Source organism: Streptomyces coryli (assembly GCF_011044975.1).
Taxonomy (GTDB): domain Bacteria; phylum Actinomycetota; class Actinomycetes; order Streptomycetales; family Streptomycetaceae; genus Streptomyces; species Streptomyces coryli.
Map to the genome: position 1 here is coordinate 1 of NZ_JAAKZV010000238.1, position 12,275 is coordinate 12,275.

10 protein-coding genes and 1 pseudogene are annotated in these 12,275 nt (G+C 71.0%); 7 read left to right on the forward strand and 4 right to left on the reverse strand.

Annotation, left to right across the window (positions count from 1 at the left end; translation table 11 throughout):
• The 4 genes and pseudogenes from G5C51_RS33860 to G5C51_RS33875 all read right to left on the reverse strand — a co-directional run.
• Nucleotides 1–231, reverse strand: a pseudogene (locus tag G5C51_RS33860) (hypothetical protein); the annotation flags it as partial.
• Complete coding sequence (locus G5C51_RS33865) at nt 228–1,253, reverse strand: glycoside hydrolase family 26 protein (RefSeq protein WP_165243220.1); 1,026 nt, start codon at nt 1,251–1,253, stop codon at nt 228–230. The pseudogene G5C51_RS33860 and the gene G5C51_RS33865, both read right to left, overlap by 4 nt.
• Nucleotides 1,250–2,626 carry a glycosyltransferase family 2 protein gene (locus G5C51_RS33870; protein ID WP_240930107.1) on the reverse strand — a complete coding sequence of 459 codons (1,377 nt, stop codon included), beginning with the start codon at nt 2,624–2,626 and terminating at the stop codon, nt 1,250–1,252. The genes G5C51_RS33865 and G5C51_RS33870 overlap by 4 nt, the downstream gene beginning before the upstream one ends.
• Nucleotides 2,627–3,035: 409 nt before the next feature.
• Nucleotides 3,036–4,853: a bifunctional metallophosphatase/5'-nucleotidase gene (locus G5C51_RS33875; protein WP_165243222.1), complete on the reverse strand. Its 1,818-nt coding sequence runs from the start codon at nt 4,851–4,853 to the stop codon at nt 3,036–3,038.
• Nucleotides 4,854–4,989: 136 nt separating this feature from the next.
• Between G5C51_RS33875 and mshD the strand changes: the two genes are divergently transcribed.
• The 7 genes from mshD (at nt 4,990) to G5C51_RS33910 (ending at nt 12,193) form a co-directional block, all read left to right on the forward strand.
• On the forward strand, nt 4,990–5,955 hold the full coding sequence (mshD, locus tag G5C51_RS33880; protein ID WP_165243224.1) for a mycothiol synthase: 966 nt from the start codon (nt 4,990–4,992) through the stop codon (nt 5,953–5,955).
• Between the two features lie 37 nt (nt 5,956–5,992).
• Entirely contained in the window at nt 5,993–6,436 is a 444-nt protein-coding gene (locus G5C51_RS33885) for a hypothetical protein (RefSeq protein WP_165243226.1), read from the forward strand.
• Nucleotides 6,437–6,455: 19 nt separating this feature from the next.
• Nucleotides 6,456–7,142: a response regulator gene (locus G5C51_RS33890; protein WP_165243228.1), complete on the forward strand. Its 687-nt coding sequence runs from the start codon at nt 6,456–6,458 to the stop codon at nt 7,140–7,142.
• Nucleotides 7,139–8,317 carry a sensor histidine kinase gene (locus tag G5C51_RS33895; RefSeq protein WP_165243230.1) on the forward strand — a complete coding sequence of 393 codons (1,179 nt, stop codon included), beginning with the start codon at nt 7,139–7,141 and terminating at the stop codon, nt 8,315–8,317. The genes G5C51_RS33890 and G5C51_RS33895 overlap by 4 nt, the downstream gene beginning before the upstream one ends.
• Nucleotides 8,318–8,435: 118 nt before the next feature.
• Nucleotides 8,436–8,909 (forward strand): hypothetical protein, encoded by a 474-nt coding sequence (locus G5C51_RS33900; RefSeq protein WP_165243239.1) that lies wholly within the window; start codon nt 8,436–8,438, stop codon nt 8,907–8,909.
• 110 nt (nt 8,910–9,019) lie between these two features.
• A complete protein-coding gene (locus G5C51_RS33905) occupies nt 9,020–9,748 on the forward strand; it encodes a DUF4232 domain-containing protein (RefSeq protein ID WP_165243241.1) in 729 nt (242 codons plus the stop codon).
• Nucleotides 9,749–9,940: 192 nt separating this feature from the next.
• Nucleotides 9,941–12,193, forward strand: coding sequence for an RNA degradosome polyphosphate kinase (locus G5C51_RS33910; RefSeq protein ID WP_165243243.1), 2,253 nt, complete (start codon nt 9,941–9,943; stop codon nt 12,191–12,193).
• Nucleotides 12,194–12,275 lie beyond the last annotated feature (82 nt).

The following is a 12,275-nucleotide window of genomic DNA, read 5'->3' on the forward strand; positions in this document are numbered from 1 at the left end:
GGGTGGTGGCGGGGTGGGCGCGTATTCGTAGGGCTGGGCGTATTCGTAGGGCTCGGTGTACTCGTAGGGCCTGTGCTGTTCGTACGGCTCGGTGTATTCGTAGGGCCCGTGCTGCTCGTAGGGCTCGGCGTACGCATACGCCCCCTGCCCGTACGGCGCATACTCCCCGGGCCCCGCCCGGTAAGGCTCCGGTTCCGCCCACGACGGGCGGCGCTGGCCTACTCCGTTCACGGCGACCTCACCTTCGTGACGTCGAAGCCGTAGCGCGGATCGCGGGCGTGCTTGCGGAAGGTGGCCTGCGAGGCCGGGCCGCTGGTGATGCGCCAGTCCGTTTCCTTGTCGTAGTTGAACCACACGAAGCCGATGACATCGTCGCGCGCCGCCGTGCCGGTGAACAGGTCCGTAATGTCAGCCGGTTTGCGCTGCCCCGCCTGGGACGCGGTCTCGGCGATGATGAACGGCTTCTTGGTGAAGCCGCGGATCTGCGCCATCGTCGGGCCGTACAGGCTCCGGTACGTGTGCGGGCCGCCGGCCGCGTAATAGCCGATCACGCCCACCCAGTCGACGTACGTGTCGCCCGGCCAGTACGGCTCCAGCCGGACCTGCGGCATCGGGTGGGTGACGTTCGGGCTCCACACCCAGATGACCTGGGTCGCGCCCTCCTCCTCGAAGATGCCGTGGATGTGCTTCCAGGCGGCGGTGAACTGCTTCGCGGTCGCGTGCTTCGTGCCCCACGGGTACCAGAAGCCGTTCATCTCGTGCGCGAAATTGATCGCGACCGGGAGGTTCAACTCCTTCACGGACTGCGCGTATTCGCGGATGTACTTGTCCGACTTCCCGGCGGCTATCTTCGCGAGACTCGTCTTCATCGGCTCCCAGGCGATGAAGGACAGCGCCCCGTAGTCCCAGGCGTTCTGCACCAGCTTGGTTTCGTACTGGTCGCCCCAGGCCGAGTAGAACTCCACCAGGTTCGGCCGCTTCCCGCCCTTCGCCGCGAAGTCCTTGACCGGCTTCAGCGAGGCGGGCGCGCCGTCCGCGGACATGCCCAGATATTTCTTCTCCGGCTTGAGCAGCGGCCGGATGTCGTACGGCAGCTCCGGCTTCGCCGACTCGCTCTCCTTGCCGGAGGCGGACGGCTTTCCGTCGGTGCGGTGATAGCGGTCGCGGCCCTCCGACGAGAACGTGGTGCAGGACGACGCGAGCAGGCAGAGCAGCAGGGCGGCGACGGCCGTCCGCAGGGTCGGGGTCCTCATATGCGGGCCTCCAGGGTTCGCCCAGCCCGCGGCTGCACCAGCGCCCGCCCGGCGACCATGGCGTAGAACAGCCCGGCGGCGAGCATGAGCGCGAAGTCCGGCGGATACAGGGTGAACATCCGCCACGCGGCGACGACCACCCACAGCACGGCGGTGCCGCCGGTCCAGGCGACCATGCCGCCCCAGTAGCGGCCCATGCCGTTCTTCTTGGCGCCGTCGGAGCCGGTCGGCTTCCAGCCCATCTCCCGGCCGCGGAGCACGTCCCAGACGGCGAAGACGTGGCTCCAGCCGTACATCATCCGCACCGCCCACGCCTCCAGCCGGTACGGCGCCTTGTGCCACAGCGGCAGGACGAGCGTGATGTACGCGATGGCGGGCAGCACCAGCACGCTCGCCTCGGCGCGCAGCAGGTCCGGCTTCAGCACCAGCAGGGAGAGCGGGATCAGCGGGGCGACGAAGGTGGCCAGGGCGGTCTGCACGTAATAGAGGAAGCCGGAGACGTAGCAGAGCCGGGTGACGAAGCGCATCTTCGTCTCCCAGAAGCGCTTGTTGGTCAGCAGCGACAGCGAGCCCATGCACCAGCGGTACTGCTGGTTGTGGAAGGCTCCCGCGGAATCCGGGCACACCCCGGCGGCGAGCGCGACCGGCACGTACTTCAGCTTCCAGCCGCGGACGCGCAGGTCGAAGCCGGTGTACATGTCCTCGGAGTGCTCGATCAGCGAGATACCGCCGATCTTGGCGAGGGCCTCGCGCCGGTACAGGGCGCAGGAACCGACGCAGATGGAGCCGTCCTTGTCCTCGCGGGAGGTCTGCACCGAGCGGTAGAAGAGCTCCTGGACCGCGCCGGCGCCGCGCTCGATCCAGTTCTGCTGGTCGATGATCCGGAAGAACTGCGGTGACTGCACGATCGCGGTGCGCTCCTCGTCCATGTACGGCAGCAGCTCGTCGAGGAGGTCGGCGCGGGGCGCGAAGTCGGCGTCGAGGATGAGGATGTGATCGCCGCCGGTGAAGCCGAAGGCGTGGTTGAGATTCCCGGCCTTCTTGAACCAGCCGCGGTTCGGCCGGACCACGTATGCGAAGCCGAAGTCGTGCGCCATCGCCCCGGCCTCGTCGCTGGCGCCGTCGTCGAGGACGTAGACGCGGACCGGTCCCGGATATGTGTAGGCGAGCCGGTGCACATGCGTCCACGTGTTGTGCAGGATCTCCAGCGGCTCGCCGCAGACCGGCAGGAAGACGTCCACGCTCGGATACGCCGCCGGGCGCCAGGCGCGCACCCGGCGCTTGTGCGCCTTCATGTTGAAGTCCCGGCTCAGGCCGTCCAGGTACAGCGAGATGAGATAGTCCGCGATGGTCGGCGCCAGCAGCGGCAGCATCAGCCAGAACCACGGGCTGGACGTGGTGAAGAAGAACTGGCTCGCGGCCAGGCAGGCGAAGCTGAACAGTGAGCACAGCGTCAGCACCCACAGATGCCGCCTGCCGTACGTGTACTTCTCGGCGTCCGTCGGCGGCAGCGGCAGCAGCCCGGTGGCCTGCTCGGCCGCGTGCACGGCGGTCTGGCTGGGCACGGCTCACCCCCCACAGGTGCGACTCGGGGCGCGTGGGGGACACCCGGCAATCAGAGGCGCTGTGGGGAACGCCGGTATCGACCGCGAAAGAATATACGAAGTCCGGAGCTGAGGGGTTACGGGCTCGTTGCCGGGGTACGGGACGAAGTTCGACACGAGGTGGACCCCGGCAGCTCAGCGGGGCTGCCGGGGTCCGGGGTGTTCGTTACCTCACGGCCTACTTGACGACCGTGATCCGGTCCGCCTTCGGCGGGGCGATCGGCTCGCTCGCCGACGACTTCGCCAGGAAGTCCTGGAGCGCCGCCAGGTCATCCCCGCCGACCAGCGGGTTCTTGCCCTGGCCCAGGGTCTTGAAGCCGTCCCCGCCGCCGGCGAGGAAGGAGTTCATCGCGACGCGGTAGGTCTTGGCGGGGTCGATGGCTTCGCCGTTCAGCTTGACCGTGTCCGCCACCACCCGGTCCGCGCCGGACTTGGTCATGTCCAGGGTGTAGGTCAGCCCCTCGGAGATCTGCAGGATCTTCGGGGAGGCCGCGTTCGCCCCGCTGACCTGCTCCTTCAGCGCCGCGACCAGCTGCTCGCCGGTGAGGTCGACGAGGTTGACCGTATTGCTGAAGGGCTGGACGGTGAAGGCCTCGCCGTAGGTCACGACGCCGTCGCCTTCCGCGCCCGACGCCTTGTGGGTCAGGTCGGAGCGGATGCCGCCCGGGTTCATCAGCGCGAGCACGGCCTTGTCGTCCTTGGTCTTGGCGTGCGCCAGCTGCGCGTCCGCGATCAGGTCTCCGAGCGGTGACTCGGGGGTGACCGCGCCCGGGATGTCGCCGGAGATGAAGCCGATCGGCTTGTTGGCGATCGGGGCGGCCAGGTCGCCCCAGTACTTGATCAGCTTCGTCATGTCCGTGGCCTTCGGCTGCTGCCGGTCCACGACGTGGTTGGCGGACTTCACGCTGGTACGGGCGATGTCGCCGGTGCGCCGGTCGTACGTCAGCGTGGTGTCCGTGTACAGCCGGCCGAACGACGCCGCCGACGTCACCATGCGCGGCTTCCCGGACGGATCCGGGATGGTGCACACGTACGCCTGGTGGGTGTGCCCGGTGACCAGGCTGTCGACGCCCGCGTCGGTCTTCTTGGCGATGTCCGAGATCGGGCCCGAGATGCCGGACCCTGGACCGTCGCTGTCGCAGTCGTAGTTGTACGACGTGGAGGCCGGGCTGCCGCCCTCGTGGATCAGCGCGACGACCGCCTTGACGCCCTTCTTCCGCAGCTCCTTGGTGTACTTGTTGATCGTCTCGGCCTCGTCGAGGAACTTCAGTCCCTTGATGCCCTCGGCGGAGACGATGTCCGGCGTGCCCTCCAGGGTCACCCCGATGAAGCCGATCTTCACGCCCTTCTTCTTCCAGACCGTGTACGGCTTCAGGATCGGCTTGTTGGTCTTCTCGTCGACCACATTCGCCGCGAGATACGGGAAGTCCGCGCCCTCGAACTCGCGGCCCTTGGCGTAGCAGCCGTCCTTCGGATGGCAGCCGCCGTCCTGGATCCGCTGCAGCTCGGTGCGGCCCTCGTCGAACTCGTGGTTGCCGACGCCGCCCACGTCCAGGCCGAGCTTGTTCATCGCCTCGATGGACGGCTCGTCGTGGAAGAGCCCGGAGACCAGCGGGCTGGCGCCGATGAGGTCGCCGGCCGCGGCGGTCACCGAGAGGTCGTTGCCTTTACGGGCGGTGCGCAGCGAGTTGGCGAGGTACTCGACGCCGCCGGCCTCGATGGTCTTCGTCGTGCCGTCCGGCTGCTGCTCGGTGACCCGGCCCGAGGAGCCGGCCGGCGGCTCGAGGTTGCCGTGGAAGTCGTTGAAGGAGAGCAGTTGCACGTCGACCTTGCCGCCGGCGCCCGCGGCCGCGGCCGCGCCGCGCCCGTCGCTCCCGCTCGCCCCGCTGCCCCCGCTGTCCGCCCCCGCCGGCACCGCGAACGCCGCCGCGGCCAGCGCGCCCGCCGCGAGAACGACACCCGCCTTCCGGGCCCCCGCCCGGCTCAGTGACACCATGACGCTCCACTTCCCGTAGATCTGTCTGCTCTGATCGGCAGGAGCGCAGCCTATGGTCAACGCGCGTAGCGCAACAGGGGCATGCGGTTAAGAGAGGGTTGCGCGTGGCGATACGTCGACCCGTACCCTCAGACCCATGAGTGACTCAGGGGCCGCAGCACAGCAGGACGCACAGCAGGGGGACGGGCTCGCCGCGGCGAGCCTCGCCCGGCGCATCGACGTAACCGACGAGCTGACCCCGCAGCAGGTCCACGACGTGCTCCGGATCCTGGACGCCGCGGCCGCCGCCGACGGCCGGCAGGCCGTATCGGAGCAGGGCCGGCTGCAGCTGCGCGGCGGCCGCCGCCCCGGCGTGCAGCATCTGCTGCTGTATACGGGCGGCGTGCTGGCCGGCTACGGGCAGCTGGAGGGCACGGACCCGGTGGAGGCCCCGGCCGCTGAGTTCGTCGTCCACCCGGAGTACCGCCGCGGCGGCCACGGCCGGGCGCTCGGCGACGCGCTGCTGCAGGAGTCCGGACACCGGCTGCGCGCCTGGGCGCACGGCGGGCACCCGGCCGCGCGGCACCTCGCGCGGCTGCTCGGCCTCGCCCTCTTCCGCGAGCTGCGCCAGCTGCGCATGCCGCTGACCGGGGCCGACCTCCCGGCGCCGCAGCTCCCCACGGGGGTCACGATCCGCACCTTCCGCCCCGGCGAGGACGACGCCGGCTGGCTCGCGCTCAACGCCGCCGCCTTCGCCCACCACCCCGAGCAGGGGTCGCTGACCCAGCGCGACCTGGAGGACCGCAAGTCCCAGCCCTGGTTCGACCCGCACGGCTTCTTCCTCGCCGAGCGGGCCGGCCAACTGGTCGGCTTCCACTGGACGAAGGTGCACAGCGCGGAGCAGCTGGGCGAGGTGTACGTACTCGGCGTCGCGCCGGAGGAGCAGGGCGCGGGCCTGGGGAAGGCGCTGACGTCGCTGGGGCTGCGCTATCTGGCGTACGACCGGTCGATGCCGACGGCGATGCTCTACGTCGACGCGGACAATGTGGCGGCGGTGACGGTCTACGAACGCCTCGGCTTCCGCACCCACGAGACAGACCTGATGTACCGCACGGAGAGCTGACGCTGCCGGGGGCGGGCATTCGTGCCAAGCTCGGTGTATGTGGCATTTCCGGCATAGCGTCCTTCCCGCCGCGGCCGTGCTGCTGGCCGTCGGCAGCCTCGGCGCCGCCGCGCCCGCGGACGGCTCCGACGTCGCCCCCGCCTCCGCTGAGGTCAGGCCCGCTGTCGCCGCTCCCGGGAGCACCGTCACCATCACCGTGACCTGCCCCTTCTACCAGGGCGTGCCCGACACCCCCACCGTGAAGGTGACCTCGCAGGCCTTCGCGACGGGTGAGGCGGTCCTGAAGGCCGACCCGGAGGGCGCGCTCCCGGGTGGCAGCGCGTACAAGGGCACGGCCCAGCTGCCGCCGCGCGCGAACTTCTCCGACGACGGCCCGAACGGGCCCGTCGGCCGGGTCTCCGAGTGGGGCGTCGACGGCACCTGCGGCGACGGGACCCCGATCCACGGCGTGCTGAAGGTCGACCGGGACAAGACCCGCTGACCCGGGGGTAAGGCGCCGCATGTCCATTCGCGTGGTCATCGCCGACGACCAGGAGATGGTCCGTACCGGCTTCCGGATGATCCTGGAGAACAGCCCGGGCATCGAGGTGCTCGCCGACGTCGTCGACGGCCGCGAAGCGCTGGCGGCGACCCGGGAGCTCCGCCCCGACGTGCTGCTGCTCGACATCCGGATGCCGGGTCTGGACGGGCTGGAGGTCACCCGGCAGCTGTGCGGCGACCAGGCGCCGGAACCGGCCGCCGACGGCTACCGCCCGCGGATCGTCATCGTCACCACCTTCGACCACGACGCGTACGTGCACACCGCCCTGCACCAGGGCGCCAGCGGCTTCCTGCTCAAGGACGCCAGCCCCGCGCTCCTGGTCGAGGCGGTACGGGCGGCGGCCGCCGGCGACTCGCTGATCTCGCCCGCCATCACCGTGCGGCTCCTGAAGGACCTCGCCGAACGGGGCGGGACCGCGGGCGCGGCGACGGCCGCGGGCCCGCCGACGGAGGCGCTCACCGAGCGCGAGCGCGACGTCGTACGGCTCGTGGCCACCGGCCGCACCAACGCCGAGATCGCCGGCGAGCTGTACATGTCCCTGTCCACCGTGAAGACCCATCTCGCCCATGTGCAGGCCAAGCTCGACGCGCGCAACCGCGTCGAGATCGCCGCCTGGGCCTGGGAGACCGGGCTCGCGCGGGCATGAACGCGGCGGGCCCGGTGTGGCGGACGGCCGGCTGGACGCTGCGGCATCCCCGCTGGGTGCTGGCCGGCCGCGCCGTGCTGGCGGCGGTGCTGCTGTTCCTGGTCACCTTCGAGGGCGTGACGCTGGGCCGGCAGCCGACCTGGCCGCATGCCGTGGTGTGGGTGGCCGGGATGATCGTCGTGTTCCTGTGCACGGTGCCGTATCCGCGGGTGCCGCTGCATGTGCGCGGCGGCATCGCCGCGGCCGTCTCCTGGACCGCGACGGCCGTGCTGATCGTCATCGGGCATCCGCTCGTCGTGTGGGGCATGGGCGAGTCGATCGCGCTGCTGGTGCTGCTCAGCGGGGTGCTGCGGCATTCGCCGATGCGGACGGTGAGCGTCCTCGGCCCGCTGCTCGGCCTCGCCGCGGTGATCGCGCCGGTACGGGACGCGGACCCGGGGCAGTTCACGCTGTTCTTCGCGGTGCTGGCCGTCGTGGTGTCCGTCTACTCGCTGCTGCTGCGCGCCCAGGCCGAGCAGCGGATGAGCGACCTGGTGGCGGTCCGTACCGCCGAACGGCTCGAACTGGCCCGGGAGCTGCACGACGTGATCGCCCACCACGTCACCGGCATCGCCGTGCAGGCGCAGGCGGCGGCGTTCGCGGAGCTGCAGGGACCGGCGGCGGGCGAGGCGTTCCGGCGGATCGACCGGGAGGCGGGCGAGGCGCTGACCGCGATGCGGCGGCTGGTCGCCGTCATGCGCGAGAAGGGTTACGACCCGGCGGCCACGGCGCCGGTGGCGGGCCTGGCGGACGTGCGCGCCCTGGTGGAGTCCTTCGAGCGGACCGGACCGCCGGTGCTGCTGACGATCGAGCGCGGCCTGGAGGACGCGCTGCCCGTCGACACCGCCGCGGGGGCGCACCGCATCGTCCGCGAGGCGCTGACCAACGTGCGCAAGCACGCCGCCGACGCCACGGCGGTACGGGTCACGCTGAGCACCCGCGACGGGCGTCTCGAGGTCCGGGTCACCGACGACGGGCGCGGCACGGGGCGGGCGGCGCCGGCCAGGCGGGGCGGCTTCGGCCTGGTCGGCATGGGGGAGCGGGCGGCGGCCCTCGGCGGCCGGCTGGAGGCAGGCCCGGTGCCGGAGGGCGGCTGGCAGGTGGCGGCGACGCTGCCGCTGGAGCGGAACGACTGAGCAGCGGCGAAAGCTCGGCTTTTCGGCCGATGCGCAATGGCCGAAGTGCCGATGCCCCGGGATATCGCCGTTCCTTAGCGTCGTAGATGTCGCAATAAATCCTTCTCAGGAGGACATCATGACTCTTCGGATTTCCCGTAACACGCTCCGCGCCGGCCTGATCACCGCCGTCCTCGGCAGCGTCGTCGCCGCCCCCGCCGCGGGCGCCTTCGCCGCCTCCGCCGCCCCGGCCCAGGACCGGCCCGCCCAGGTGCGGACGCTCGCCGACTGCAAGCCGCAGCCGAAGAAGAGCCGCCCGGTCGTGAAGTACCTGGAGAACGGCGCCAAGGCGGTCATCACCAAGAACCGCGACGGCAGCTACACCGCGCGGATTTCCGAGAAGGGCCGCCCGGTCGGCGTGATGGGCAAGGGCCGCACCGTCCTCAGCACCGAGCGGGGCACGTACACCTTCCACCCGTACACCGGCCAGATCATCTGCCAGCCGAAGAAGACCGCCGGCAATTCCGCCCCCACGGGCGCCGATGAGGACGCGAAGCCGCAGCCGCAGCCGGTCGACCCCGAGCCCGAGCAGCAGGACGGCGATCTCAGCTGACGCACCGCGCTTTCATCCACCTCTTCCCGTACGGGCGTGGCAGCCCGGCGCGCCACCAAGCCCCGGCTGCCACGCCCCCGTTACCGCACACGACTCCCCCAGGAGCCACCATGCTCAAGCCCGCGACCATCTGGACGCTCGCCGTCCTGACCCTCGCCACCCCCGCGGTCACCGCGGCGGCCCACGCGGGGACCCCCGCACCGCACTCCGGCGGCCTGACCCTGTCCTGGGCGGGCGGCACCGCGAAGCCGGGCGGCACCGGCGAGCAGGACACCGCCGTCGTCACCGTGAAGAACACCGGCCACCGCACGCAGACCCTCACCGGACGCCCCGAGGTGGTCCTGGTGCAGCGCGGCAGCAGCCACACCGAGACCCTGCGCGAGCAGGCGGGCGACCGCGGCACGGTACGGATCGCGCCCGGCCGGTCCGCCGCCTTCACCATCACCTTCGTAGGCTCGGCGGAGCCGGACGCGATCAAGCCCGACAAGGCCGTCGTCAAGCTCCCGGGCGGGCAGCGGCAGAACCTCCCCTGGCGCTGGGGCGCGGTCACACGGATGGAGGCGGCCACCCACCCCGGCAACTACACCGGCCCCCTCCGCCCCGCGAAGACCGCGAGCGTGGACATCGGCGCCGGCGTGACGATCACGCTGCGCGACGGCGTCCCGTACTACGAGGGCAAGCCGATGCGGACGGGCGAGACGATCGACAACGGCATCTACATCCACTTCGACGGCACCCGCCTCTACGCCAAGACGCAGGGCGGTCCCGGCATCAAGTACGGCATCTGGGACGCGTACTCGGGCACGTACCTGGGCGATCAGGAGAAGCGCCCGGCGTGACGCGTGCGCGTGACAGTGTGACCCGTGGGACGGGCCGGTACTCCCGGCCCGTCGGAGCGCCGCCATGCCTCCTCAGCGCCACCTGGCCGTTACCGACGGTTCAACCTCGCTTGCGAGCATCAACGAATGCAGCGCACCTCCCACCCCCTGGCCGTCGTGCCCGATGCCGCCTCGGCACGGGAGAATGGGGGCATGGAAGAACCGAGTGCCGTCTCGCCCGCGCAAACGCCGCCGCCGGCGGCACCGCAGCCCTCCGTCGGCTCCATCGCCGCCCACCGGCCGCATGTCGTCGCCACCCCGCGGGTGAACGCGGACGGCTCCGATCTGGCCCCGGACCTCGACGCCGACGCCGACGACTACGCGGGCTCCCCGGCCGACGAGGAGCTGCCGCACGGCCGCTTCCTGGACCGCGAGCGCAGCTGGCTGGCGTTCAACGAGCGGGTGCTGGAGCTGGCCGAGGACCCGGTCACCCCGCTGCTCGAACGGGCGAATTTCCTCGCCATCTTCGCCAGCAATCTCGACGAGTTCTTCATGGTCCGGGTGGCAGGCCTCAAGCGCCGCATCGCGACCGGCGTCGCCACCCGTTCGGCCTCAGGGCTGCAGCCCCGTGAGGTGCTCGAGCAGATCTGGACCCGCTCCCGCGAGCTGATGGCCCGGCATGCCGCCTGCTACCAGCAGGACGTCGCCCCGGAGCTCGCCGACGAGGGCATCCACCTGATCCGCTGGGCGGACCTCACCGAAAAGGAGCAGGCCCGCCTCTTCACGCTCTTCCGCCAGCAGATCTTCCCCGTGCTGACCCCGCTGGCGGTCGACCCGGCCCACCCCTTCCCGTACATATCCGGGCTCTCCCTCAACCTCGCCGTGGTCGTCCGCAACCCGGTCACCGGTCACCGCCACTTCGCCCGCGTCAAGGTGCCGCCGTCGCTCTCCCGCTTCCTGGAGGCCTCCCCGCAGCGCTTCGTCCCGCTGGAGGACGTCATCGCGGCGCACCTGGAGGAGCTCTTCCCGGGCATGGAGGTGCTGGCGCACCACATGTTCCGGGTGACCCGTAACGAAGACCTCGAGGTCGAGGAGGACGACGCCGAGAACCTGCTCCAGGCCCTGGAGAAGGAGCTCATGCGCCGCCGCTTCGGCCCGCCGGTGCGGCTCGAGGTCGAGGAGTCCATCGACCCGTACGTGCTCGACCTGCTGGTCCGCGAGCTGAAGATCTCCGACTCGGAGGTCTATCCGCTGCCGGGCCCGCTGGACCTGACCGGCCTCTTCGGCATCGCGCGCCAGGACCGGCCGGAGCTGAAGTACCCGAAGTTCGTGGCGGGCACGCACCGCGACCTGGCGGAGGTCGAGTCGGCCTCGCCGCCGGACATCTTCGCGGCCCTGCGCGACCGCGACGTGCTCCTGCACCACCCGTACGACTCCTTCTCCACGTCCGTGCAGGCCTTCCTGGAGCAGGCGGCGGGCGACCCGGACGTGCTGGCGATCAAGCAGACGCTGTACCGGACGTCGGGCGACTCCCCGATCGTGGACGCGCTCATTGACGCCGCGGAGAGCGGCAAGCAGGTCCTGGTCCTGGTCGAGATCAAGGCCCGCTTCGACGAGCAGGCGAACATCAAGTGGGCGCGCAAGCTGGAGGAGTCCGGCTGCCATGTCGTCTACGGACTCGTCGGCCTGAAGACCCACTGCAAGCTGTCGTTGGTGGTCCGCCAGGAGGGCGAGAACCTCCGCCGCTACAGCCACGTGGGGACGGGCAACTACCACCCCAAGACGGCCCGGCTGTACGAGGACTTGGGGCTCCTGACCGCCGATCCGCAGGTCGGCGCCGACCTCTCCGACCTCTTCAACCGCCTCTCCGGCTACTCCCGCCGCGAGACGTACCGCCGCCTCCTGGTCGCCCCGACCTCGCTGCGCGACGGCCTGGTCCAGCGCATCCAGAAGGAGACGGCGGCGGCGCGGGCGGGCGAGCCGGCGTACGTGAAGTTCAAGGTCAACTCGCTCGTCGACGAGACCGTCATCGACGCCCTGTACCGCGCCTCGCAGGCGGGCGTCCCGGTCGACATCTGGGTCCGCGGCATCTGCGCCGTACGCCCCGGGGTCCCGGGTCTCTCGGAGAACATCCGGGTCCGCTCGATCCTCGGCCGCTTCCTCGAGCACTCCCGGATCTTCGCCTTCGCGGCGGGCGGCGAGGACGAGGTCTGGATCGGCAGCGCGGACATGATGCACCGCAACCTCGACCGCCGCATCGAGGCCCTCGTCCGGGTCACCGACCCGGCCCACCGAAGCGCCATCGCGGGCCTCCTGGAAACGGGCATGTCCGACGCGGTCGCCTCCTGGCGCCTCGGCCCGGACGGCGAATGGACCAGACGCAGCCTGGACACGGAGGGACAGCAACTGCCGAATGTCCAGGAGCTGCTGATCGATGCCCGGAGGCGCAGGCGTGGTGCAGGCTGAGACGGCGCGGGCGCAACTCCGGGGAGCGGAGTCTCGAGTCCGGGGGCAGGCGTCCCGCCCAGCGGGACGGGTGGGCCCGGAC

Coding starts and splice junctions, on each gene's coding strand:
- G5C51_RS33865 (WP_165243220.1), bottom strand. CDS start 1,253: ATGAGGACCCCGACCCTGCGGACGGCCGTCGCCGCCCTGCTGCTCTGC.
- G5C51_RS33870 (WP_240930107.1), bottom strand. CDS start 2,626: ATGCTGCCGCTGCTGGCGCCGACCATCGCGGACTATCTCATCTCGCTG.
- G5C51_RS33875 (WP_165243222.1), bottom strand. CDS start 4,853: ATGGTGTCACTGAGCCGGGCGGGGGCCCGGAAGGCGGGTGTCGTTCTC.
- mshD (WP_165243224.1), top strand. CDS start 4,990: ATGAGTGACTCAGGGGCCGCAGCACAGCAGGACGCACAGCAGGGGGAC.
- G5C51_RS33885 (WP_165243226.1), top strand. CDS start 5,993: ATGTGGCATTTCCGGCATAGCGTCCTTCCCGCCGCGGCCGTGCTGCTG.
- G5C51_RS33890 (WP_165243228.1), top strand. CDS start 6,456: ATGTCCATTCGCGTGGTCATCGCCGACGACCAGGAGATGGTCCGTACC.
- G5C51_RS33895 (WP_165243230.1), top strand. CDS start 7,139: ATGAACGCGGCGGGCCCGGTGTGGCGGACGGCCGGCTGGACGCTGCGG.
- G5C51_RS33900 (WP_165243239.1), top strand. CDS start 8,436: ATGACTCTTCGGATTTCCCGTAACACGCTCCGCGCCGGCCTGATCACC.
- G5C51_RS33905 (WP_165243241.1), top strand. CDS start 9,020: ATGCTCAAGCCCGCGACCATCTGGACGCTCGCCGTCCTGACCCTCGCC.
- G5C51_RS33910 (WP_165243243.1), top strand. CDS start 9,941: ATGGAAGAACCGAGTGCCGTCTCGCCCGCGCAAACGCCGCCGCCGGCG.